This is a genomic window from Verminephrobacter eiseniae EF01-2 (assembly GCF_000015565.1).
In the GTDB taxonomy this organism is placed as follows: Bacteria; Pseudomonadota; Gammaproteobacteria; order Burkholderiales; family Burkholderiaceae_C; genus Acidovorax; species Acidovorax eiseniae.
Genome location: NC_008786.1, coordinates 1,923,142 through 1,945,337, shown reverse-complemented (window position 1 = coordinate 1,945,337; position 22,196 = coordinate 1,923,142). Strand labels below are relative to the sequence as shown.

Below are 22,196 nucleotides of genomic sequence, written 5' to 3'. Positions count from 1 at the left end.
GGGGTCAATGTGTTGCGGGTGATGTCGTGGATGAATCGAACGCGATTGTCTTACACGCGCAGGACGCGCTCGCCGCGACCTATGCCGCTGGCGCCGGTGCGCACGGTTTCCAGTATGGCGCTGCGGTCTATGGCCAGCAGGAAGGCGTCGTTTTTCGCCTGGTCGCCGGTGAGTTCGATGGTGTAGCTTTTTTCGGTCACGTCGATGATGCGGCCGCGAAAGATGTCGGCCATGCGCTTCATCTCCTCGCGCTCCTTGCCCACGGCACGCACTTTGACCATCATCAGTTCGCGTTCGGTGTAGGCGCCTTCGGTCAGGTCGACCACTTTGACCACTTCGATCAGCCGGTTCAGGTGCTTGGTGATTTGTTCGATCACGTCGTCGGAGCCGGTGGTCTGTATGGTCATGCGCGACAGCGATGCGTCTTCGGTGGGCGCGACGGTGAGCGATTCGATGTTGTAGCCCCGGGCCGAGAACAGGCCCACGACGCGCGACAGCGCGCCCGGTTCGTTTTCGAGCAGGACGGCAATGATGTGTTTCATGGTGTCAGATTCCTCTTTTCGCCGCCCTCCCCCGCGCACGGTAATGCGCGGGCTTGGCAGGCAATAGATTCGCCACTATCGGAATGCTATCTATTCGATAGCTTGTGGTGCATGCAGGGCTTGCGCTGCGCTACCGGGGCATCTGGATGGTTCTGGATGGTCTCAGAGGTCTTCGGAGCCCAGCAGCATTTCGGTAATGCCTTTGCCGGCCTGCACCATCGGGAATACGTTTTCGGTGGGGTCGGTTCTGAAGTCCATGAATACCGTGCGGTCTTTGAGCTTGCGCGCTTCGCGCAATGCCGGCTCGACATCCTTGGGGTGCTCGATCAGCAGGCCCACATGGCCGTAGGCCTGGGCCAGTTTGACGAAGTCGGGCAGCGCGTCCATGTAGCTGTGGCTGTAGCGGCCGGAGTATTCGATCTCCTGCCATTGGCGCACCATGCCCAGGTAGCGGTTGTTCAGCGCACAGATCTTGATCGGCGTGCGGTATTGCAGGCAGGTCGATAGTTCCTGGATGTTCATCTGCACCGAGCCTTCGCCGGTGATGCAGAACACTTCGGATTCGGGCTTGGCCAGCTTGATGCCCATCGCGTAGGGGATGCCCACGCCCATGGTGCCCAGTCCGCCGGAGTTGATCCAGCGGCGCGGCTCGTCGAAGCGGTAGTACTGCGCGGCCCACATCTGGTGCTGCCCGACGTCGGAGGTGATGTAGGCGTCCGCATCCCGGGTCATCTGCCACAGCGTTTCGACCACGTACTGGGGTTTGATCACGTCGGGGCTGCCCATGTCGTACTTGAGGCAGTCGCGCCGGCGCCAGTCTTCGATGGTGTTCCACCAGGCCGCGAGCGCGCCGGGGTCGGGGCGCAGGCTGCTTTCGCGGCCCATGGTGATGAGCTCGGTGAGCACGTCCTTGACATCGCCGACGATGGGGATGTCGACCTTCACGCGCTTGGAGATGCTCGACGGGTCGATGTCGATATGGATGATCTTGCGGTCGTTCTGTGCAAAGTGCTTGGGGTTGCCGATCACGCGGTCGTCAAACCGGGCGCCGACGGCCAGCAGCACGTCGCAGTGTTGCATCGCGTTGTTGGCCTCGATCGTGCCGTGCATGCCCAGCATGCCCAGGAATTTGCGGTCTGACGCGGGGTAGGCGCCCAGGCCCATCAGCGTGTGCGTGACCGGGTAGCCGAGCAGGTCGACCAGGGTGCGCAGTTCGCTGGAGGCATTGCTCAGCAGCACGCCGCCGCCGGTGTAGATGTAGGGGCGCCGGGCCGTGAGCAGCAGTTGCAGCGCTTTGCGGATCTGGCCGCCATGGCCTTTGCGCACCGGGTTGTACGAGCGCATTTCCACCGTTTGCGGGTAGCCGCCGTAGCTGGCTTTCTTGAACGAGACATCCTTGGGCAGGTCCACCACCACCGGGCCGGGGCGGCCGGTGCGCGCGATGTGGAAGGCTTTTTTCATCGTCAGCGCCAGATCGCGCGGGTCTTTGACCAGGAAGTTGTGCTTGACGATGGGGCGCGTGATGCCGACGGTGTCGCATTCCTGGAAGGCGTCGAGCCCGATGGCGGGCGTGGGCACCTGGCCGGAGATGATCACCATCGGGATGCTGTCCATGTACGCCGTGGCAATGCCGGTGACCGCATTGGTCAGCCCGGGGCCCGAGGTAACCAGCGCCACCCCGACCTGGCCGGTGGCGCGGGCGTAGCCATCGGCGGCATGCACGGCGGCCTGTTCATGGCGCACCAGCACATGCTCGATGGTGTCTTGCTGGTAGAGCGCGTCGTAGACGTACAGCACCGCGCCACCGGGGTAGCCCCAGATGTAGCGAACGCTTTCGGCCTGTAGCGCCTTGATGAGGATTTCAGCGCCCATCAGGTCTTGGGGGGCGGCGTGGTCGGGTGCGGCAGCGGCCGCCCGATGGAGCTCGGTCTTGGAGATTTCCATGATCAACCTTTGTGAATTTCTCTGACGAAAAACCTTGGGTGCTCCTCGCTCGCGCTCTTGTGGAGCCAGCTTGGAACTTGAGGCCAAGAGCATGGGCGCGAGGATGGCCGCGCCGGACCCAGGGCCCGTTTAGCTTCGGATTGCAGCGGCGATTATTGCATTGCGACTCCACGCAAAGCCCGGGGGCATCGAAAAAAACACCGGCGGATGCAATAATCGGCGCCACGCGCAGTGCCGGGTCGCCTTGGGTTTTTGGGGGGCGTCCCGGCAGCCATCCCTCCCGGGCTGACCCGTCTTGGCAACCGAACGAGAACTCTCCGACTTCCTCAAAAGTGTAGAAAAGCGCGCCTTCAAGCGCTCGTTCTACCATGTGCGCAATGAGGAAGCGGCGCTCGACATCGTGCAAGACAGCATGCTCAAGCTGGCCGAGCATTACGGGGACAAGCCGGCGGCGGAACTGCCCTTGCTCTACCAGCGTATCCTGTCGAACTGCACGCTGGACTGGTTTCGGCGCCAAAAGACCCGCAATGCGCTGTTTTCGAGCATGAGCGACTTTGAAGGCCCGGACGATGAGGGCGCCGATTTCGATCTGCTGCAAGCCTGGTCAGGGCCGGAAGATGGCGTCAAGGCAGAAAGTGCGGAAGACCTGGCCCGCCGGGCGCAGATATTCCACGCCATCGAGGCCGAAATAGCCGGACTGCCGCCGCGTCAACGCGAGGCGTTCCTGATGCGTTACTGGGAAGGCATGGATGTTGCCGAAACGGCAGCCGCCATGGGGTGCGCCGAAGGCAGTGTGAAAACGCATTGCTTTCGCGCCATACAAACCCTGAGCCAGGCACTGAAGGCCAAAGGAATCGAGCCATGAAGAACACTGCACAGACCCTGACACCCGCGCAAGCTGCCGCCGAGCGCTTTGCGCTGCGTGTCACGGCGCGCTTGTCCGGCGGCACCGGTGACTTGCCTCATGACCTGCCGTATGACGTGACCGAGCGCCTGCGCGCTGCGCGCATGCAGGCCCTGGCCCGGCGCAAGGTGGCGGCCCCGGTGCGCTACCGCGCCCCCGGGCTGGTTCATGCGGGCAGCGGCGCCGCCTGGGGTGGGGGTGGCGGCGAAGGTGGCGGCTGGGGCGGCGGCTGGTGGAATGCGCTGGTGTCGGCGCTGCCGCTGCTGGCCCTGGTGGTGGGCTTGGTGTTCATCAGCATTGCGCAGGACGAGCGCAGCGCCCACGATGTGGCCGAGGTCGATGCCGCATTGCTGACCGACGACCTGCCGCCGGCGGCCTATGCCGACCCGGGCTTCGTACAATTTCTCAAGACCTCGGCACTGGCAGACTGAACGGCCCGATCCCGCCCGACCCCCGGACTCCCGACTGCATGCATCCACGCCCTCCTGGCGCCAACCCCGCCCTGCCAGTCTCGTTGCTCCAGCCAGCCTTCGTGCTGGCTTTGGCGCTCTTGGGCCTGCTGACGGCGCTGGGCGCCCAGGTGGGGGAGCAGATGCACATGGCGCCCGGAACGCCGCTGCCTGCCGGCGCCGAAGCCGCCGTGGCCGGCCCGAACAAGGCCCGCACCCCGCCGGCCGGCGGCGCCGTGCCGCCGGCCCAGGCCCAGCCGGGCCCGGGCTGGGAAACGCTGGACACAGCGCAAAAATTGGCGCTGTATCCGCTGGCCGAGCGCTGGTCGCTGATCAGCCAGGCACAAAAGCGCCGCTGGCTGACGCTGGCGGCCAATTACCCGCATTTGTCGCAGGAGGAGCAGCGCAAGTTCCTCGAACGCATCACCGCCTGGGCCAACCTGAGCGCCCAGCAGCGCAGCCAGGCCCGGCTGAACTATGCCGTCACCACCGGCTTGGCGCGCGCGGACAAACGCGCGCAGTGGGAGGCCTACCAAGCCCTGTCCGATGAACAGCGGCGCGCACTGGCCGCCCGGGCCGATCCCAAGCCCCGGGGCGCCGCGACGGCCCTGCGCCCGGTCTCGCCCAAGAAACTGGCCCAGGTGCCGGCTGCGCTGCAAGCCCATCCCGGCCGGCCGAATGCGCCCAAGATTCCGCCCGTCATCGACCATTCGCCCCGTGTCGCTGCGCCGGTGACGCCAATGGCGCTGCCCGCCGCCGGCCATGCCGCGCAGTACCCGCTGCTGCCCGGCGCCGCGTCCACCGGGGTGGAGACGACGCCCGTGGCCGTTCCCGTGGCCGTGCCGACTGCGCTGCCACCGCTGGGTGGTTCGGCCTCGGCCGAAAACCCCGACCGCCCGGGGCGGTATCCCCAGTAGCTCCCCAGTCGCTCCCCAGTCGCCCGAATGTCTGCCGCTCCACCCGCCGCCCGCACCGCCCACCCCGCGCAGGCCGGCGCGCCCGGCGCCGCACCCGCCCTGTGGCGCCGCATGGCCTGCTGGCTGTATGAGGGTCTGCTGATGTTCGCCGTGGTCTTCATCGCGGGCTACCTGTTTGGCACCCTGAGCCAGACCCGCAATGCGCTGGACAACCGCCACGCATTGCAAGCCTTTGTCTGCCTCGTGGCCGGCATTTATTTCACCTGGTTCTGGGCCCGGGGCCAGACCCTGGCGCAAAAGACCTGGCATCTGCGCGTGGTGGACAAGACCGGGCGGGCCGTCACCGAGGCGCGCGCGCTGCTGCGCTATCTGCTTTGCTGGCTCTGGTTCCTGCCGCCGCTGGCCGCCATGGCGCCGTTTTCGCTGTCGGCGGGCGCGGCGGCCGTCATCGTCTCGGGATGGGTGGCGCTCTGGGCGCTGCTGAGCCGTTTTCATCCTCAGCGGCAGTTCTGGCATGACGCGCTGGCAGGCACCCGGCTGGTGCATGTCGACAGGCCCCCAAAATAGCGCCATGCCCAACCCATCTCCCCTCCCGGCGGCCCCGGCCAAGCGGCAAGACGATGCGCCGAACGATGCGCCGAACAACCCGCAAAAGGCCCGCACGGGCCTGCGCCGCATCTGGCATGCTGCGGGCTATTCGATCGACGGCCTGCGGGCCGGCTGGAACGAGCGGGCCTTTCGCCAGGAGGCCATCGCCGCCATCGTCATGCTGCCGTTGTCGCTCTGGCTCGGCCGCAACTGGGGCGAGGTGGCCCTGCTGGCGGGCGCGGTCGTGCTGGTGCTGATCGTGGAACTGCTCAACACCGGCATCGAGAGCGCCATCGACCGCATCGGGCCAGAGGCGCATGTGCTGTCCAAGCGCGCCAAAGACCTGGGCAGTGCGGCGGTGTTGCTGGCGCTGCTGCTGTGCATGGGCATTTGGGCGGCGGCGGCCTGGCAGAGGTTTTTCCATGGCTGAACCGGCTTTTTCTGTCTGCGTGTACTGCGGCTCGCGTCCCGGCGAGAACCCGGCCTTTGCGCTGGCCGCGCAGGCGGTGGGGCGCTGGATTGGCGCCCACGGCGGCCAACTGGTGTACGGCGGCGGGCGCGGCGGCTCGATGGGCGTGGTGGCCGAGGCCGCGCGGCTGGCCGGCGCGCGCGTGGTGGGCGTGATCCCGCAGGCGCTGGTGGACAAAGAGCAGGCCAACCGCCTGTGCGATGAACTGCACATCGTGCATACCATGCACGAGCGCAAGGCCATGATGGCCGAGCGCAGCGCTGCCTTTGTCGCCCTGCCCGGCGGCATTGGCACCTTGGAAGAACTGTTCGAGGCCTGGACCTGGCGCCAGCTTGGCTACCACGGCAAGCCGCTGGGCCTGCTGAATGTGGCCGGCTACTACGATGGCTTGCTGGGCTTTTTGCAAGCCAGCGTGGCCAGCGGCTTCATGGGGGCCTGGCAGATGGATTTGCTGCAGGTCGCCACCGATGCGCAGGAACTGCTGTGCCAACTGATGCAGCGGGCGGGCCCCGGCCAGGCCCCGATGCCACTGCGCAGCGTGATTTGACGCGCCGAGCGGCGCCCTGCCAGCGGCCCCCTCACACCGCTGCGTCGTCGAGATCGCCGGTGCGGATGCGCACCACGCGCTCGACAGCCGTCACGAAAATCTTGCCGTCGCCGATCTTGCCGGTGCGCGCCACGTTGACGATGGCATCGACGCAGCGCTCGACATCGTCGGCCTTGACGACCACTTCGACCTTCACCTTGGGCAGAAAGTCCACCACGTACTCGGCCCCCCGGTACAGCTCGGTGTGGCCCTTTTGGCGGCCAAAACCCTTGACCTCGGTCACCGTCAGGCCGGTCGCGCCGCATTCGGCCAGCGCGTGGCGGACTTCTTCGAGCTTGAACGGTTTGATGACGGCAGTGATCATTTTCATGCGGGGTCTCCTGGAGGGGCGGATTTCGATGTGCGCTGAGACTAACAGATGAGGGCAGCCTGGCATCAGGCGCTAACTGATTGATTTCGTTCGACTTTCAGCCTGGCCGGCGCGGTGACGGGAAGCAGCAAAACGGCAAGGCGCCGATTCCACCGCCGCGCCGCACCACGCTTGCACTGCCGGCGCCACGCCGTCGATCCCCCTGCGGCGCTCGCCCGGCCGTGGGGCTGCCAGCCACCATTCTTTCGGCCTGCCGTTCGGTGCTCGTCCGCATGGCGCAAAGCAGAAAAGCAAGAACGCCGAGCCGCCGGAGCAGGAAGCGCTCAGGCCCTGAACCGGCTGGTGATCGGGTAACGCCAGTCCTTGCCGAAGCTGCGGCGCGTGACGCGAATTCCCACCGGGGCCTGGCGGCGCTTGTATTCGTTGAACTTGATGAGCCGGGTCACGCGCTCCACATCGGCGCGGGCAAAGCCGCTGGCGATGATGGATTCGATGGGCTCGTCGTTTTCCATGTAGCGCGACATGATCGCGTCGAGCACCTCATAGGGCGGCAGGCTGTCCTGGTCTGTCTGGTCGGGGCGCAGTTCGGCGCTCGGGGGCCGGGCGATGATGCGCTGCGGGATCGGGTTGGCGCCGCTGCCATAGGGATCGTTGGCGTTGCGCCAGCGGGCCAGATCGAAGACCCGGGTCTTGGCCACATCCTTGATCACGGCAAAGCCGCCCGCCATGTCGCCATACAAGGTGCAGTAGCCGGTGGACATCTCGCTCTTGTTGCCCGTGGTCAGCACCAGGGCGCCGAACTTGTTGGACAGCGCCATCAGCAGCGTGCCCCGGATGCGCGCCTGCAGGTTTTCTTCGGTCGTGTCCTCGGGCAGGCCGGCAAAAGCCGGGGCCAGCGCGGCTTTGAAAGCCTCCCATTGCGGCGTGATCGAGATCTCGTCATGGCGCACGCCCAGCCGGCGGGCCAGCTCGCGGGCGTCGATCAGGCTGATATCGGCGGTGTAGGGCGAGGGCATCATCACCGTGCGCAGCTTGTCGGCGCCCAGCGCATCGACGGCAATGGCCAGCACCAGCGCAGAGTCGATGCCGCCCGACAGCCCGAGCAGCGCGCCGGCAAAGCCGTTCTTGCCCACATAGTCGCGCACGCCCAGCACCAGCGCGTCCCACAGGTCGGCCTCCAGGCTGCGCTCAGGGGCGATGTCTGCCTCTATTCTGATAGCGCTCGACGATGGATGGATGTGCGCATACACCAGTTTTTCCTCAAACCCCGGCGCCCGCCCGGCCACCGAGCCATCGGCATCGAGCGCAAACGAGCGGCCTTCGAACACCACCTCGTCCTGGCCGCCGACCAAGTGGGCATAGACCAGCGGCAGCCCGGTTTCGAGCACCCGCTCGCGCATGATCTGCTCGCGCTCGGCGCCCTTGCCCAGATGGAACGGCGACGCATTGATGACCGCCAGCAACTGGGCGCCCGCCAGCGCGCAATCGCGCGCCGGCGCAGCAAACCAGGCGTCTTCGCAGATCAGCAAGCCCACGCGCAGGCCGCCCATGTCGAACACGCAGGGCTTGTGGCCGGCCACGAAATAGCGGCGCTCGTCGAACACCTGGTAGTTGGGCAACTCGCGCTTGGCGTAGGTCTGCTCGATCTGCCCGGCGCGCAGCACGCTGGCGGCATTGATGCAGGCGCTGAAAGCCGCCGCTTCGGGCGCAAACCCCCGGGGATGCCCGAGCACGATGGCCAGGTCTTTGAGATCCGCCGTCTCGCGGGCCACGGTTTTCACGGCATCATCACAGGCCGCAATGAACGCCGGGCGCAGGAACAGGTCTTCGGCGGCATAGCCACAGATGGCCAGTTCCGGCGTCAGCAGCAGCCTGGCCCCCCGGGCATGGGCCTGGCGCGCCGCCGCAATGATCTTTTGCGCGTTGGCGGGCATGTCGCCCACGACGAAGTTGAGCTGCGCAGTGCAAATGGAGAGTGTCATGGAACTGAAATCGGAAGCGGAACCGGCCCCTGCGGCCCGGGGCCATGCCCTCAGTGGCAACCCGCAGCCAGCAGGCCCGCATGGCTGAGGCGGCCATTATCGTGCGCATCCTCGCCAGCGTGCTCGACGTGGACGCCAGCGCGTGGAACGCGCTGCTGGCGCAGCAAAGCCAGCCCACCCCCTTCATGCGCCACGAATACCTGGCGGCCTTGCAGGCCAGCGGCAGCGCCACGCCGCGCAGCGGCTGGGCACCGCGCTTCGTCACCTTGTGGCAAAACGCAGGGCAGGGCGACAGGCTGATTGCCGCCTGCCCGCTGTACCTCAAGAGCCACTCATACGGCGAATATGTGTTCGACCAAGCCTGGGCCAGCGCCTATGCGCAGCACGGCCTGCCCTACTACCCCAAGGCCGTGATCGCCGTGCCGTTCACCCCCGTGCCCGGCACCCGCCTGCTGGCACGCGACGCAGCCGCCCGCGCACTGCTGTTGCAGACGGTGTGCCAATGGTGCGACAAAGAGAACATCTCATCCGTGCATCTGCTGTTTGCCAGCGCTGACGACATGCAAAGCAGTGCGCAGCAAGACCTGATGCTGCGCCATACCGTGCAATTTCACTGGAAGAACGGGCCGTACCGGGACTTTGACGGCTTTCTCGCCGCGCTGACTCAGGACAAGCGCAAGAAGATTCGCCAAGAGCGCCGCCGCGTGGCGGATGCGGGGGTGACGTTCCGCTGGTCGCGCGGCGCCCAAATCAGCGCGATCGACTGGGACTTCTTCTACCGCTGCTACGAACGCACCTACCTCGAACACGGCAACCCGCCCTACCTGAAGCGCGACTTCTTCGCGCGCATGGCCGCGCATATGCCCGAAGCCTGGCTGCTGTTCATAGCGCAACGCAACGGCCAGCCCATGGCCAGCAGTTTGATAGCGCTGGGCGCCGATGAAACCGGCGCCGGCGCGCACGAGACTCCTGGCAATGCTCCTGGCAAGACCCCTGATCTGGTGGCTTATGGCCGTTACTGGGGCGCGCTCGAACGGGTCGATGGCCTGCATTTCGAGGCCTGCTACTACCAGCCCTTGCAGTGGTGCATAGCCCATGGCGTGGCGCGGTTTGAAGGCGGCGCCCAGGGCGAGCACAAGATGGCCCGCGCGCTGCTGCCCGTGCCGGCCCACAGCGCGCACTGGCTGGCGCACCCGGCATTTGCGCAGGCCGTGCAACGGTTTCTGGAGCGCGAAGGCGCCGGGGTGGAAAACTATCTCGACCACTTGCAGGCGCGCAGCCCGTTCAAGGCGCCCTGAAAGTCCGCGCCGGGCGGGGGGCGGCCCGATGTCTGCAAGTTGCGCATGGTCGGCCACCGGGGTGGGCCGATAAAGGGGCATCGAGAAGGCCATTGCACGGGCCGTGCTGCAACGGTCCTGCGCATGCTCGCGCACACAGGGCCCTGGCCAAAGCCCTCGCCCCGGTGGCTGGCGCTCATGCCGCGCTACACCACGCCGCGGGCGCGCAAGGCGGCGATGCGTGCGGCGTCCAGCCCGAGTTCGGCCAGCACTTCGTCGGTGTGCTGGCCGAGGGCCGGGGGCGCGTGGTGCAGCACCGGGGGATGGGCCGACAGGCGCAGCGGGCTGGCGACGCCGCCGATGTGCTCTATGCCGTCGCCGGCCGATCGGGGCAATTGCACGCGCAGGCCACGGGCCTTGACCTGGGCGTCGTCGAAGGCTTGGGCGATGGTGTTGATGGGGCCGCAGGGCACGGCCTTGTCTTGCAGCAGCTCGATCCAGTCGGCGGTGCTGCGGGTGCGCGTGACGGCTTGCATCGCGGGGATCAGGTCGGCGCGGTGCCGCACGCGCGCGGTGTTGCTGGCAAAGCGCGCGTCGCTGGCCCATTGGGGCTGGCCGGCGGCGGCGCAAAAACGCGCGAACTGGTCGTCGTTGCCAATGGCCAGCAGCATGGCGCCGTCTTGCGTCGGAAAGTCCTGGTACGGCACCACGCTGGGGTGGCTGTTGCCCTGGCGCGTGGGCGCCTGGCCGGTGGCCAGAAAGCCTGCGGCCTGGTTGGCCAGGATGGCCATGCCCACGTCGAGCAGCGACATGTCGATATGCTGGCCTTGGCCGCTGGTGTGGCGCCAGTTCAGCGCGGCCAGGATGGCGCTGCTGGCGTACACGCCGGTGAACAGGTCGGTGAGCGCCACGCCCACGCGCAACGGGCCGCCGCCGGGCTCGCCATCGGACCGGCCGGTGATGCTCATCATGCCGCTCATGGCCTGGATCATCAGGTCGTAGCCGGCGCGCTCGGCATACGGCCCGTCCTGCCCGAAGCCGGTGATCGAGCAGTAGATCAGGCGCGGGTTCAGCGCGCGCAGCGTTGCCTGGTCCAGGCCGTAATGCGCCAGGCCGCCGACCTTGAAGTTCTCCACCACGATGTCGGCCTGCTGCGCCATCTGCCGGATCAGCGCCTGGCCGTCGGCGCTGGCCAGGTCGATGGTCACCGAGCGCTTGTTGCGGTTGCAGGCGGTGAAGTAACTGGCCTGTGCGGTGTCGTTGCCTGCGGCATCCCGCAGGAAGGGCGGCCCCCAGTGGCGTGTGTCGTCGCCCGCGCCGGGGCGCTCGACCTTGACCACATCCGCCCCCAGGTCGGCCAGGATCTGCGTGCACCAGGGGCCGGCGAGCACGCGCGAGAGGTCCAGTACCTTGATGCCTGCCAGTGCGGCGCTGGTCGGTGCGGTGGTCGGTGCGCTGGTCGGTGCGGTGGTGCTGCGAGCGGAGGTAGTCATGGGTGCTGTCGACGATGGGGTTGATGGAAATCGATGGCCATGGGCGCCCGGGCAAGCCATGCGCCAGGGTGCAAAAGGATCGCCCAGGCGATCATCGCCCGGGCGGGTGGGCACCCTCAGTTCGCCTTCAGTTCGCAAAGGCGGCGATGCCGGTGATGGCGCGTCCCAGGATCAGCGCATGCACGTCATGCGTGCCTTCGTAGGTGTTGACCACTTCCAGGTTCACCAGGTGGCGCGCCACGCCGAATTCGTCGCTGATGCCGTTGCCGCCCATCATGTCGCGCGCCAGGCGGGCGATGTCCAGCGCCTTGCCGCAACTGTTGCGCTTGATGATGGAGGTGGCCTCGACGGCGGCCGTGCCCTCGTCCTTCATGCGGCCCAGGCGCAGGCAGGCTTGCAGGCCGATGGCGATCTCGGTCTGCATGTCGGCCAGCTTTTTCTGGACCAACTGGTTCGCCGCCAGAGGCCGGCCAAACTGCTTGCGTTCGAGCGTGTACTGGCGCGCGCGGTGCCAGCAGAACTCGGCCGCGCCCAGGGCGCCCCAGGCAATGCCGTAGCGCGCGCTGTTCAGGCAGGTGAAGGGGCCTTTGAGGCCCTGCACATCGGGGAATGCGTTTTCTTCGGGCACGAACACCGCGTCCATCACGATCTCGCCGGTGACCGAGGTGCGCAGGCCGACCTTGCCGTGGATGGCCGGGGCGCTCAGGCCGGGCATGCCTTTTTCGAGCACGAAACCGCGAATCGGGCCTACGGCGCCGGCCTCGGACACCTCCTTGGCCCAGACCACGAACAGGTCGGCCACGGGGCTGTTGGTGATCCACATCTTGCTGCCTTCGAGCCGGTAGCCGCCGGCCACCTTGTGCGCGCGCGTGGCCATGGCGCCGGGGTCGGAGCCGTGGTCAGGCTCGGTCAGGCCAAAGCAGCCGATGGCCGCGCCGCTGGCCAGCGGGGGCAGGTATTTTTGGCGCTGGGCCTCGGTGCCGAATTCATGGATCGGCACCATCACCAGCGAGCTTTGCACGCTGGCCATCGAGCGGTAGCCCGAATCGACGCGCTCGACCTCGCGGGCGATCAGGCCGTAGGCCACGTAACCGAGGCCCGGGCCGCCGTACTGCTCGGGGATGGTGGGGCCCAGCAGGCCCATGGCGCCCATTTCGCGGAAGATGCCGGTGTCCATTTTTTCATGGCGAAAAGCCTCCAGCACGCGCGGCGCGAGCCGTTCCTGGCAGTAGGCGGCGGCGGCATCACGCACCATGCGCTCGTCGTTGCTCAGTTGCTGCTCCAGCAAAAAAGGGTCATCCCAGTGGAATGCGGCATGGGCCATGGTCGGGGTCTCCGGGGTGGGGGTGAGGGGGGCGGAATGGGTCGGAAAGGGGGCGCTGAAGGGGCGGCGACAGGGCAACCTGCGCTGCCTGCGTCTGGCGCCGTTGCACGGGGCGCATCGTAGGGCCGCAGGGCATGGCCTGCAAGCGCGTTGTTTACGCACGCTTCATGCATTCTTTACGTCCGCAGCGCGGCGGGTGGCCGACTGTGGCGTGGCTGCGACGCAGTTCCACCGATGGTGCGCCCGCTGCGCCGCGCTGCCAGGGCTTGCGGGCCATGGCAGCGCGGGGCCGGGCCGTCCGGCACCCGGTCGGTTGGCACCACAGACGCCAACCGACGCTAGTGTCGTGTCACGGATCAGATGTCGTAGGCTGCGCGCAGCCATCGGAGCGCAGCGCAAGGCGCAGCGCGCAGCCCATACCGAGCTGTATTGGCAAGCGATGCAACGCCGCGATGCGCTTCGATGGCCAGCGCAGACAGACAGATGATCGGTGACGCGACACTAGTCTGGCGCAGCGCCTTGGCCTATGCTTTGCGCAGCGTTCATCCTGACCCCCTGCGAGACACCATGAACACCGCCGAAAAAGCCACTGTCTACGGCACCGAAGACCTGTTGATCAGCCTGTGCAGTTCGGTCACGCGGGTGTTGAATGTGGCCACCCACAGCCAGGTCCACTACTCCGGCATGGTCCAGCGCATCGGCAGGACCTGCCTGAAGCCGGACATCGGCTGCTTTGTGCTGTTCGACGGCGGTTTCTCGGGGCTGGTGATCCTGAACTTCTCGGCCCAGGCGGCGATGGAGCTGTATGCCAACTATCTGCTGAACATGGGCATGTCCAAGGATGACCTGGCCAGTTCCTACACCAGCGATGAGGTCAGCAACGTGATGGGCGAGTTGATGAACCAGGTGGTGGGCGACTTCACCGGCAAGGTGCGGCGCGAGATGCAGACCCATATCACCCAGAACCAGCCCAAGATGCTGGTGCTGAGCAAGCAGGTGATGCTGAGCGTGGACGCCAATCTGGACAAGCCCGAAGCCCGGCGCGTGACTTTCTACACCGGCAACAACCATCTCTTCTATCTGGAACTGGCGATAGACCGCACCGAGTTCATCAAGCTGTACGACTTCGAGGCCCAGGAAGTGCCCGATGCCGATGCGCTGATGGCCCAAGCGCAGCCATTGCCGCCAGCGCCCCCGCCGCCCGCCGGACGGGATGACACCGACGCGCTGCTCAAATCGCTCGGGATGTGAACCCGCCCCGAGGGGTCGCCTCCGGCGTCGAACTGCGCAGATCACCCATCGAACTGCTGATGCAGTTGGCGCATGCGGTTGAGCGCCATCGCGGCGGCGGCGGTGCGTGTTTCCACGCCCAGTTTCGCGAACACGCGCTCCAGGTGTTTTTTCACGGTGGCGGGGCTGGCGCCCAGGATGGCGCCAATGTCGCGGTTGATCTTGCCCTGGACGACCCAGTAGAGCACCTCGGCCTCGCGCGCGGTGAGCTTGAACGCCAGGCCCATGGATTCGATGAGCTTGGCGTTCGAGTCCTCGCGCATCACGATCAGCCAGTCGCCCCCGCCGGCGCTATCGCCGGCCTGCCGGTGCAGCCGCAGCGTCAGGCGGCGCGTGCCCTGTCCGATGCTCAGTTGCGGCGGCTCGGCCTGCGCATGGTCCAGCCGCTCGGCTGCGTCGCCGGCCAGCACATGGCCGCGCAGCCAGGCTTGCACCGGCGCGGGCACCCATTGCTCTGCCGGCGCGGGCGCCCGGTGCGCCAACGCCAGCGGGTCGGCAGCGCCCGGCGGGTTGCCGAAATGGGCTTGCAACAACGCGCGCGCCAGCGGCGTCTGCCAGATGATGCGGCCGTCGACGGCGCGCACGGTGATGCTGGCGTAGCCGAAGGCGTCGAGCGCATTGCGCGCCTGGCGCGCCTGGCTGGCGTCCTGCCGGGCCTGGCGCGCGGCGCCCAGGTGCACGCCCATGCGGGCCATCACCTCGCGCGGCTTGATGGGCTTGGTCACGTAGTCGATGCCGCCGGCCGCCAGTGCGGCCACCAGATGCTCGGTGTCGGTCAGGCCGGTCATGAAGATGATCGGGATATGCGCCGTGGCGGGCGAGGCTTTCAGGCGCCGCGCCACTTCAAAGCCGTCCATGCCGGGCATCATCGCGTCGAGCAGCACGATGTCGGGCAGGGCCTGCGCAGCGCGCTGCAACGCGGCGGCGCCCTGCGTGGCCAGCAGCACGGTGTAGCCGGATTCGTCGAGCGCATCGTGCAGCATGGCCAGGTTGTCGGGCATGTCGTCGACGAGCAGTACCAGGTCGCTGTGGCCGCGCTCGGGCGTGGCGGCATGGGCCGGGAAAACCGGCATGGCGCTGCCCATCATGCGGGCGCCTGCTCGAGAATCCGGCCCATGGCCTCGAACTGGAACTGCCGGGCCAACTGCCGCATGGTCTGCGCAAAGGCGCGGTGCGTGTCCTGGCGGCGTTCCATGTCGTCCAGGATGTTCAGGATGCCTCGGTAATGGCCCAGCGCCACCACCTGCGCCAGCGCAGCCAGGGTGGCGCCATCGGGGTAGGTCAGCGGCGCCGGGTGCGCTGCCGTGCCGGCCCCGGCCATCGGCAAGGCCGGCGCGGGCGGCGCAGGCAATGCGGGCAGCAGCGCATCGTCGTGCTGCCATTGCAGGCCCAGGCGGCGCTCGAGCCAATCGAGCAGTTCGCCGTGCCGCACGGGCTTGACGATGAAGTCCTCGGGGCGGATGCCCACGTCGTTGTCCAGGGTCTTGTCAAAGGCATTGGCCGAGACGATCGCGCATGGCATGTCGGGCATGCCGGGCAGTTGCATGCGGCGCACGCGGCGCAATGTCTCCCAGCCATCGATCCATGGCATCGCCAGGTCGAGCAAGAGCGCATGCGGCCGGTAGCCGCTGGCCAGCAGGTCCAGCGCGTCGAGGCCGCTGGCGGCCTGGCGCAGCGCAAAGCCCAGGGGTTCGAGCCATTGCACGAGCAACTCGCGGTCGGGCGCTTCGTTGTCGACCACCAGAATGCGGCGCCGCTGGCCGGCGTAGCCTGTGCGCGCGCGCTGGCTGCGGGCGGCGGCCGATGGCGCGGCACGGCCCGGCGCCGCGTCATGCACCTCGGGCAGGAACAGTTTGACCTGGAACACCGAGCCGACGCCGGGCTGGCTGCTCACCGTGAGCTCGCCGCCCATCAGCGCGGTCAGCATCTTGGCAATCGTCAGGCCCAGCCCTGCGCCCGGAGTATCTGCTGCGCCCGCCCTGGTGAAAGGCTCGAAGATGCGCTCGATGGCGCTGGCCGTCAGGCCCGGCCCGGTGTCCTGCACCTCGATACGCGCCATCTCGCGCGCGTGGCGCACGCGCAGCGTCACCTGGCCTTGCGTGGTGAACTTGATGGCGTTGCCCAGCAGGTTGATCAGGATCTGGCGCAGGCGTTTTTCATCGGCGCGCACCACCTCGGGGAGCGCCCCCTGCGGCTCGAACCGGAAGGCCAGCCCCTTGGCTGCGGCTTGCAACTCGAACAGGCTGGCCATCTCGCGCAGCCCATCGGCAAAGCGCATCGGCGCGACTTCGAGCGTCAGCTTGCCCGACTCGATGCGCGCGATGTCCAGCGTGCCCTCGATCAGCGACAGCAAATGCTCGCCCCCGCGCCGGATCACATGCACCGCCTGCTGGCGCTGCGGCGGCAGGCCCGGGTCTTCGCTCATCAACTGCGCATAGCCCAGGATGCTGTTGAGCGGCGTGCGCAGTTCATGGCTGATGGCGCTGATGTAGCGGCTCTTGGCCTGGTTGGCCTGGTCGGCGGCGCGCTGGGCCGCTTCGGCCACCTGGCGTGCCTGTTCAGCGGCCAGGCGCGCCTGCTCGGCCACCTGGCGGGCGGTTTGCAGGGCCTGGTCGGTCTGGCGGTGCAGTTCGATCTCGCGCAGCAGCAGGCCGGTCTGGCGGTTGGACTCCTCTTGCGCCACCTGCCGGCTCTTGTGCGCCAGCACCAGCCACCAGGCCACGATGCCCGAAATCACCAGCAGCGCCAGGTAGGCTTTGAGCATTCCCGAGCGCAGCGCCATTTCGGGCGCGGCCAGCGGCGCATCGATCAGCGCCTGGGCCAGGGTGTTGAGCTCCTGGTGGTACGGCAGCCCCAGCACCGCCGCCAGCAGCGGCGCAATCACCAGCATCAGCAGCAGAAAATGCCCCAGGCCCGTGTCCAGATAGCGCCAGACGACGCGCGGCAGCAGCCAGCGCAGCGCGGCCGACCATTGCGCGGCCAGGCTGGCCTTGGGCTTGCACAGGTCGCCGCAGCGCGCGTCGAGCGTGCAGCACAGCGAGCAGATCGCGCCCCGGTAGGCCGGGCATCGGGCCATGTCGGGGGCCTCGTACTCATGCTCGCAGACCACGCAGCGCTGCGTCCGGGCCGGCGCGCCGGCCACCGGTTCAGGCCGGCGCGCAATGTAATAGCGCCCCTGGGTGGCCCAGGCGATCAGCGGCGCGCTCACCAAGGCCACGGCCATCGCGATCAGCGCCGAGAAGGCTTGCGGCAGCGGGCCGAACAACCCCAGGTGCGCGCTGATCGACAGGCCGCCGGCCAGCGCCATCGCGCCCACGCCCACCGGGTTGATGTCGTACAGGTGCGCGCGCTTGAACTCTATGCCCTGGGGCGACAGGCCCAGCGGCTTGTTGATGACGAGATCGGCCACCACCGACATGATCCAGGCAATGGCGATGTTGGAGAACAGGCCCAGCACCTCGCCCAGCGCGCGAAACACGTTCATCTGCATCAACATGCAGGCGATCAGCGTGTTGAACACCATCCACACCACGCGCCCCGGGTGGCTGTGCGTCAGGCGCGAAAAGAAATTCGACCATGCCAGCGACCCCGCATAGGCATTGGTCACATTGATCTTCATCTGCGAGAGCACCACGAACAGCGCGGTGGCCGCCACGGCCCAGCCATGCTGCGGGAACACATAGCCGTAGGCCAGCAGATACATCTGATTGGGGTCTACCGCCCGGTTGGCCGGCAGGCTGTGCGCGAGCGCCAGCCAGGCCAGCAACGCGCCGCCGAGCATCTTGAGCACGCCCGGCAGCACCCAGCCCGGCCCACCCGCCAGCACCCCGAGCCACCAGCGCCCGCGCCGGCCCGGCGTGGCTGCGGGCATGAAGCGCAGGTAATCGGCCTGCTCCCCCATTTGGGTGATCAGCGCAATGCCCACCGTGAGCGCGGCACCAAACAGGTGCAGATCGAAGCCCGCGCCGCGCCCGGACTCACCGCCGTAGTGCAGCATCCCGACAAACGCACCGGGATCGCGCGTCAGCACATAGCCGAACGGCAGCACCAGCATCAGCAGCCACAGCGGCTGCGTCCACATCTGCAGGCGGCTGATGGTCGACACGCCATGCGTGACCAGTGGAATCACCACCAAGGCGCAGATCAGATAGCCCCAGTGGGGCGGGATGCCGAGCGCCAGTTCCAGCGCATAGGCCATCACCGCAGCCTCGAGCGCAAAAAAGACAAAGGTGAACGAGGCGTAGATCAGCGAGGTCAGCGTCGAGCCGATATAGCCAAAGCCCGCGCCGCGCGTGAGCAGGTCCATGTCCACCCCGTAGCGCGCCGCGTACACGCTGATTGGCAACCCGGCCAGAAAGATGATCAGCCCCGTGGCCACGATCGCCCAGAAGGCGTTGATGAACCCGTACTGCACCAGCAGCGTGGCGCCCACCGCCTCCAGAATCAGGAACGAGGCCGCGCCAAACGCCGTATTGGCCACGCGCCACTCGGACCAGCGGCGAAAACGCTGCGGCGTGTAGCGCAGCGCGTAGTCCTCCATGGTCTCGGTGGCCACCCAACTGTTGTAGTCGCGCCGAACCTTGACCACCACCTGCTGCGGCGCGGCATCCCCGCCGGGCCGGGGCTGCACGGCCAGCGCAGCAGGGGTGGTGAAGGCGCAAGGGGCGGGCATGGAGCAAGACGGCGATAGCCCCCTGGGCGGGTGCAGTTTCCATGCCACCAGCGCGCGCAAGTGCTCCTGCGCGCCCTGTGCGCCCTGTGCGCTCTATGCACGCCCTGTGCGCCGGCCGGGCACGGGGCTTGCTCGCCATACCGGGGGCGCAGATGCCCGCGACCCGACCCACACCCGCACCGACACCACCCCGGCGGCAGCCCATGGAACTCACCCCGCGCGAAAAAGACAAGTTGCTGATCTTCACCGCAGCCCTGCTGGCCGAGCGCCGCAAGGCCCGGGGACTGAAACTCAACCACCCCGAGGCCGTGGCCCTGATCAGCGCCGCCATCATGGAAGGCGCGCGCGACGGCAAAACCGTGGCCGAGCTGATGAGCGCAGGCCGCACCCTGCTCAGCCGCGCCGATGTGATGGAGGGCATCGCCGAGATGATTCCGGACATACAGGTCGAGGCCACCTTCCCCGACGGCAGCAAACTGGTCACGGTGCACCAGCCCATCGTTTGATTTTTTTGGCCCTTTTTATTTGGCCCTTTTTTTGACCCTTCACCCCTGCGATCGCCCCCCTGTGGAGACACCCGACATGCATCCCCTGCGCCTGTCCCATCCTGCAATGACACTCCCGACGGCGCTCCTGTTCAGCGCCATCGGCGCAATGGGCACCAGCGCCAGCGCCCATACCGGCATCCCGGTGCCCAGCCACAGCAGCTTTGTGGGCGGCTTGCTCCATCCGCTGCTGGGCCTCGACCATCTGGCCGCGATGCTGGCCGTGGGCCTGTGGAGCGCCCTGGCCGCGCGCCGCGCCGGGCCCGGACTGCTGTGGGGCCCGATGGGCTTTGCCGCGCTGCTGCTGGCCGGCGCCGCGCTCGGCCTGCGGGGCGCGGCCATCCCCGCCGTGGAGCCGATGGTCGCCGCATCGCTGCTGCCCATCGGCCTGCTGGTGGTCACGCGCCTGCGGCTGCCGGGCTGGGTGGCCGCGCTGGCCATGGGCGCCTTGGCCCTGTTCCACGGACTGGCCCACGGCAACGAACTGGCCGGCAGTGCCAGCGCCTGGCAGACCCTGGCCGGCCTGCTGCTGGCCACGGCGCTGCTGCACTGCGCAGGCTTGGCCGCCGGCTGGGCGCTGCGCGCGCGCACGCCGTGGCTGGCGCGGGCTGCGGGTGCTGGCGTGGCGCTCTGGGGCGGCGCACTGCTGGTGCAGATGGCCTGATCGATGCCAAAGGAACAGGCCATGATCCCCGGCGAACTCCTGATCGGCCCCGGCGAACACCCGCTCAACACCGGCCGGCGCACCAAAACCCTGCTGGTGCGCAACACCGGCGACCGCCCGATACAGGTCGGCTCGCACTACCACTTTGCCGAAACCAACCAGGCCCTGGACTTCGACCGCGCCGCCGCGCGCGGCATGCGGCTGAACATCGCCTCGGGCACCGCCGTACGCTTTGAACCCGGCCAGGAGCGCACGGTGGAACTGCTCGACTACGCCGGCGCCCGCCTGGTGTTCGGCTTTCAGGGCCGGGTGCAGGGCGCACCCTGAAGCACTTTCAAAATCATCCCGGCACACCGGCAGACCGCGCTCGGGATACCTGCGCCGGAGGCTGGCAAAAAGGGCTGGCAAAAAGCCGTCAACCGTTTTTTCGGAGCACCCCCCGCATGGCCACCATTGGACGACGCGCCTACGCCGAAATGTTCGGCCCCACCGTGGGCGACCGCCTGCGCCTGGCCGACACCGGGCTGATCCTGGAGGTCGAGGCCGACTACACGCTGCGCGCAGGCAGCTACGGCGAAGAGGTGAAATTCGGCGGCGGCAAAACCATCCGCGACGGCATGGCGCAGGCGCAGCACAGCCGGGCGCAGGGGGCGGTGGACACCGTGCTGACCAATGCGCTCATCATGGACGCTGCGGGCATCGTCAAGGCCGACATCGGTCTCAGGGACGGACGCATCGCCGCCATCGGCAAGGCCGGCAACCCCGACACCCAAGCGGGCGTGGACATCATCATCGGCCCCGGCACCGAAGTCATCAGCTGCGAAGGCCAGATCGTCACCGCCGGCGGCATCGACAGCCACATCCACTTCATCTGCCCGCAGCAGATCGAACATGCGCTGGCCTCGGGCGTGACCACCATGCTCGGCGGCGGCACCGGCCCGGCCACCGGCACGCTGGCCACCACCTGCACCCCGGGCCCCTGGAACATCGAGCGCATGTTGCAGGCAGCCGATGCCTTTGCGGTCAACCTGGGCTTTCTGGGCAAAGGCAACGCCAGCTTGCCCGGCGCGCTGCACGAGCAGATCGACGCCGGGGCCATCGGCCTGAAACTGCACGAAGACTGGGGCAGCACGCCAGCGGCCATCAGCAACTGCCTGGATGTGGCCGAAGCCACCGACACACAGGTGGCGCTCCACAGCGACACACTCAACGAATCCGGCTTTGTCGAGAACACCATCGCCGCCGTCGGCGGGCGCGGCATCTGCGCGTTCCACACCGAAGGCGCGGGCGGCGGCCATGCGCCGGACATACTGCGCGTGGTCGGCGAGGCCAACTTCCTGCCCTCCTCGACCAACCCCACCATGCCCTACACCCACAACACGCTCGACGAGCATGTGGACATGCTGATGGTCTGCCACCACCTGGACGCCAGCATCGCCGAAGACCTGGCCTTTGCCGAAAGCCGCATCCGCAAAGAAACCATCGCCGCCGAAGACATCCTGCACGACCTGGGCGCGATCAGCATGATGAGCAGCGACAGCCAGGCCATGGGCCGCGTCGGCGAAGTCATCCTGCGCACCTGGCAGACCGCACACAAGATGAAACAGCAACGCGGCTGGCTGTCCCCCCCCGCCGCTGGCCAAGGGGCGGGCCTGTCATCCGCCGCTGGCCAAGGGGTAGACCACGACACCCGCAACGACAACTTCCGCATCAAGCGCTACCTGGCCAAATACACCATCAACCCCGCCATCGCGCATGGCATCAGCCATGAAGTGGGCTCGATCGCCGTCGGCAAATGGGCCGACATCGTGCTCTGGAAGCCCGCATTCTTCGGCGTCAAACCCGCCCTGATCCTCAAGGGCGGCCAGATCGCGCTGGCAGCCATGGGCGACCCCAACGCCTCCATCCCGACACCGCAGCCCGTGCACTACCGGCCCATGTTCGGCGCCTTTGGCGGCGCCATCGCCAAAACCTCGCTGACCTTCGTGTCGCAGGCCGGACTCCAGGCCGGCATTGGCCAGCGTTATGGCCTGCGCAAAACGCTCAGCGCCGTGCGCGGCATCCGTGGCATCCGCAAGCGCGACATGGTGCACAACAGCTACCTGCCGCAGATGGAAATCGACGCCCAGACCTACATGGTGCGCGCCGACGGACAATGGCTCAGTTGCGAGCCCGCCACGGAACTGCCGCTGGCGCAGCGCTACTTCCTGTTCTGATCG

21 protein-coding genes are annotated in these 22,196 nt (G+C 67.6%); 12 read left to right on the top strand and 9 right to left on the bottom strand.

What is annotated here, in order from left to right; genetic code table 11:
* Positions 1-50: 50 nt before the first annotated feature.
* Together ilvN and VEIS_RS08500 are read right to left on the bottom strand one after the other, a co-directional pair.
* On the bottom strand, positions 51-542 hold the full coding sequence (ilvN, locus tag VEIS_RS08505; protein WP_011809507.1) for an acetolactate synthase small subunit: 492 nt from the start codon (positions 540-542) through the stop codon (positions 51-53).
* A 162-nt stretch (positions 543-704) separates the two neighbouring features.
* A complete protein-coding gene (locus VEIS_RS08500; RefSeq protein WP_011809506.1) occupies positions 705-2,486 on the bottom strand; it encodes an acetolactate synthase 3 catalytic subunit in 1,782 nt (593 codons plus the stop codon).
* A gap of 295 nt (positions 2,487-2,781) precedes the next feature.
* Between VEIS_RS08500 and VEIS_RS08495 the strand changes: the two genes are divergently transcribed.
* Genes VEIS_RS08495 through VEIS_RS08470 form a run of 6 tightly spaced genes read left to right on the top strand, consistent with a single transcriptional unit; the run spans position 2,782 to position 6,360 of the window.
* Entirely contained in the window at positions 2,782-3,351 is a 570-nt protein-coding gene (locus VEIS_RS08495; protein WP_011809505.1) for an RNA polymerase sigma factor, read from the top strand.
* Positions 3,348-3,821 (top strand): DUF3619 family protein, encoded by a 474-nt coding sequence (locus VEIS_RS08490; protein ID WP_011809504.1) that lies wholly within the window; start codon positions 3,348-3,350, stop codon positions 3,819-3,821. The genes VEIS_RS08495 and VEIS_RS08490 overlap by 4 nt, the downstream gene beginning before the upstream one ends.
* A 38-nt stretch (positions 3,822-3,859) precedes the next feature.
* Positions 3,860-4,756 carry a DUF3106 domain-containing protein gene (locus VEIS_RS08485; RefSeq protein ID WP_083758592.1) on the top strand — a complete coding sequence of 299 codons (897 nt, stop codon included), beginning with the start codon at positions 3,860-3,862 and terminating at the stop codon, positions 4,754-4,756.
* A gap of 27 nt (positions 4,757-4,783) precedes the next feature.
* Positions 4,784-5,323 carry an RDD family protein gene (locus VEIS_RS08480; RefSeq protein WP_011809502.1) on the top strand — a complete coding sequence of 180 codons (540 nt, stop codon included), beginning with the start codon at positions 4,784-4,786 and terminating at the stop codon, positions 5,321-5,323.
* A 4-nt stretch (positions 5,324-5,327) separates the two neighbouring features.
* On the top strand, positions 5,328-5,774 hold the full coding sequence (locus tag VEIS_RS08475; protein ID WP_011809501.1) for a diacylglycerol kinase: 447 nt from the start codon (positions 5,328-5,330) through the stop codon (positions 5,772-5,774).
* The gene (locus tag VEIS_RS08470) at positions 5,767-6,360 is read left to right on the top strand and encodes an LOG family protein (RefSeq protein WP_011809500.1); all 594 of its coding nucleotides are present in this window, start codon (positions 5,767-5,769) and stop codon (positions 6,358-6,360) included. The genes VEIS_RS08475 and VEIS_RS08470 overlap by 8 nt, the downstream gene beginning before the upstream one ends.
* A gap of 31 nt (positions 6,361-6,391) precedes the next feature.
* On the opposite strand, the gene VEIS_RS08465 is transcribed toward VEIS_RS08470, so the two are convergent.
* Complete coding sequence (locus VEIS_RS08465) at positions 6,392-6,730, bottom strand: P-II family nitrogen regulator (protein ID WP_011809499.1); 339 nt, start codon at positions 6,728-6,730, stop codon at positions 6,392-6,394.
* A 323-nt stretch (positions 6,731-7,053) separates the two neighbouring features.
* Positions 7,054-8,712 (bottom strand): NAD+ synthase, encoded by a 1,659-nt coding sequence (locus VEIS_RS08460; protein WP_011809498.1) that lies wholly within the window; start codon positions 8,710-8,712, stop codon positions 7,054-7,056.
* An 80-nt stretch (positions 8,713-8,792) separates the two neighbouring features.
* Between VEIS_RS08460 and VEIS_RS08455 the strand changes: the two genes are divergently transcribed.
* The gene (locus VEIS_RS08455) at positions 8,793-10,010 is read left to right on the top strand and encodes a GNAT family N-acetyltransferase (RefSeq protein ID WP_041949902.1); all 1,218 of its coding nucleotides are present in this window, start codon (positions 8,793-8,795) and stop codon (positions 10,008-10,010) included.
* Positions 10,011-10,195: 185 nt separating this feature from the next.
* On the opposite strand, the gene VEIS_RS08450 is transcribed toward VEIS_RS08455, so the two are convergent.
* The 3 genes from VEIS_RS08450 to VEIS_RS31550 all read right to left on the bottom strand — a co-directional run bounded on the left by VEIS_RS08450 (position 10,196) and on the right by VEIS_RS31550 (position 13,308).
* Entirely contained in the window at positions 10,196-11,482 is a 1,287-nt protein-coding gene (locus tag VEIS_RS08450) for a CaiB/BaiF CoA transferase family protein (protein ID WP_049773848.1), read from the bottom strand.
* A gap of 127 nt (positions 11,483-11,609) precedes the next feature.
* Complete coding sequence (locus VEIS_RS08445) at positions 11,610-12,806, bottom strand: acyl-CoA dehydrogenase (RefSeq protein ID WP_011809495.1); 1,197 nt, start codon at positions 12,804-12,806, stop codon at positions 11,610-11,612.
* Positions 12,807-13,155: 349 nt separating this feature from the next.
* Positions 13,156-13,308: a hypothetical protein gene (locus VEIS_RS31550; RefSeq protein ID WP_232287882.1), complete on the bottom strand. Its 153-nt coding sequence runs from the start codon at positions 13,306-13,308 to the stop codon at positions 13,156-13,158.
* A 65-nt stretch (positions 13,309-13,373) separates the two neighbouring features.
* Between VEIS_RS31550 and VEIS_RS08440 the strand changes: the two genes are divergently transcribed.
* Positions 13,374-14,057 carry a DUF3334 family protein gene (locus tag VEIS_RS08440; RefSeq protein ID WP_011809493.1) on the top strand — a complete coding sequence of 228 codons (684 nt, stop codon included), beginning with the start codon at positions 13,374-13,376 and terminating at the stop codon, positions 14,055-14,057.
* A 41-nt stretch (positions 14,058-14,098) separates the two neighbouring features.
* On the opposite strand, the gene VEIS_RS08435 is transcribed toward VEIS_RS08440, so the two are convergent.
* Together VEIS_RS08435 and VEIS_RS08430 are read right to left on the bottom strand one after the other, a co-directional pair.
* Positions 14,099-15,184 carry a response regulator gene (locus VEIS_RS08435; RefSeq protein ID WP_011809492.1) on the bottom strand — a complete coding sequence of 362 codons (1,086 nt, stop codon included), beginning with the start codon at positions 15,182-15,184 and terminating at the stop codon, positions 14,099-14,101.
* Positions 15,181-18,768: a hybrid sensor histidine kinase/response regulator gene (locus VEIS_RS08430; protein ID WP_011809491.1), complete on the bottom strand. Its 3,588-nt coding sequence runs from the start codon at positions 18,766-18,768 to the stop codon at positions 15,181-15,183. The genes VEIS_RS08435 and VEIS_RS08430 overlap by 4 nt, the downstream gene beginning before the upstream one ends.
* 203 nt (positions 18,769-18,971) lie before the next feature.
* On the opposite strand from VEIS_RS08430, the gene VEIS_RS08425 reads away from it, so the two are divergent.
* The 4 genes from VEIS_RS08425 to ureC all read left to right on the top strand — a co-directional run bounded on the left by VEIS_RS08425 (position 18,972) and on the right by ureC (position 22,193).
* A complete protein-coding gene (locus tag VEIS_RS08425; RefSeq protein ID WP_011809490.1) occupies positions 18,972-19,274 on the top strand; it encodes an urease subunit gamma in 303 nt (100 codons plus the stop codon).
* A 106-nt stretch (positions 19,275-19,380) separates the two neighbouring features.
* Complete coding sequence (locus VEIS_RS08420; RefSeq protein ID WP_041949901.1) at positions 19,381-19,977, top strand: HupE/UreJ family protein; 597 nt, start codon at positions 19,381-19,383, stop codon at positions 19,975-19,977.
* Between the two features lie 21 nt (positions 19,978-19,998).
* On the top strand, positions 19,999-20,304 hold the full coding sequence (locus VEIS_RS08415) for an urease subunit beta (protein WP_011809488.1): 306 nt from the start codon (positions 19,999-20,001) through the stop codon (positions 20,302-20,304).
* Between the two features lie 116 nt (positions 20,305-20,420).
* Complete coding sequence (ureC, locus tag VEIS_RS08410; RefSeq protein ID WP_011809487.1) at positions 20,421-22,193, top strand: urease subunit alpha; 1,773 nt, start codon at positions 20,421-20,423, stop codon at positions 22,191-22,193.
* Positions 22,194-22,196: the final 3 nt, after the last annotated feature.

Coding starts and splice junctions, on each gene's coding strand:
- VEIS_RS08465 (WP_011809499.1), bottom strand. CDS start 6,730: ATGAAAATGATCACTGCCGTCATCAAACCGTTCAAGCTCGAAGAAGTC.
- VEIS_RS08500 (WP_011809506.1), bottom strand. CDS start 2,486: ATGGAAATCTCCAAGACCGAGCTCCATCGGGCGGCCGCTGCCGCACCC.
- ureC (WP_011809487.1), top strand. CDS start 20,421: ATGGCCACCATTGGACGACGCGCCTACGCCGAAATGTTCGGCCCCACC.
- VEIS_RS08445 (WP_011809495.1), bottom strand. CDS start 12,806: ATGGCCCATGCCGCATTCCACTGGGATGACCCTTTTTTGCTGGAGCAG.
- VEIS_RS08480 (WP_011809502.1), top strand. CDS start 4,784: ATGTCTGCCGCTCCACCCGCCGCCCGCACCGCCCACCCCGCGCAGGCC.
- VEIS_RS08455 (WP_041949902.1), top strand. CDS start 8,793: ATGGCTGAGGCGGCCATTATCGTGCGCATCCTCGCCAGCGTGCTCGAC.
- VEIS_RS08470 (WP_011809500.1), top strand. CDS start 5,767: ATGGCTGAACCGGCTTTTTCTGTCTGCGTGTACTGCGGCTCGCGTCCC.
- VEIS_RS08425 (WP_011809490.1), top strand. CDS start 18,972: ATGGAACTCACCCCGCGCGAAAAAGACAAGTTGCTGATCTTCACCGCA.
- VEIS_RS08440 (WP_011809493.1), top strand. CDS start 13,374: ATGAACACCGCCGAAAAAGCCACTGTCTACGGCACCGAAGACCTGTTG.
- VEIS_RS08485 (WP_083758592.1), top strand. CDS start 3,860: ATGCATCCACGCCCTCCTGGCGCCAACCCCGCCCTGCCAGTCTCGTTG.
- VEIS_RS08420 (WP_041949901.1), top strand. CDS start 19,381: ATGACACTCCCGACGGCGCTCCTGTTCAGCGCCATCGGCGCAATGGGC.
- VEIS_RS08435 (WP_011809492.1), bottom strand. CDS start 15,184: ATGATGGGCAGCGCCATGCCGGTTTTCCCGGCCCATGCCGCCACGCCC.
- ilvN (WP_011809507.1), bottom strand. CDS start 542: ATGAAACACATCATTGCCGTCCTGCTCGAAAACGAACCGGGCGCGCTG.
- VEIS_RS08475 (WP_011809501.1), top strand. CDS start 5,328: ATGCCCAACCCATCTCCCCTCCCGGCGGCCCCGGCCAAGCGGCAAGAC.
- VEIS_RS08450 (WP_049773848.1), bottom strand. CDS start 11,482: ATGACTACCTCCGCTCGCAGCACCACCGCACCGACCAGCGCACCGACC.
- VEIS_RS08415 (WP_011809488.1), top strand. CDS start 19,999: ATGATCCCCGGCGAACTCCTGATCGGCCCCGGCGAACACCCGCTCAAC.
- VEIS_RS08430 (WP_011809491.1), bottom strand. CDS start 18,768: ATGCCCGCCCCTTGCGCCTTCACCACCCCTGCTGCGCTGGCCGTGCAG.
- VEIS_RS08460 (WP_011809498.1), bottom strand. CDS start 8,712: ATGACACTCTCCATTTGCACTGCGCAGCTCAACTTCGTCGTGGGCGAC.
- VEIS_RS08490 (WP_011809504.1), top strand. CDS start 3,348: ATGAAGAACACTGCACAGACCCTGACACCCGCGCAAGCTGCCGCCGAG.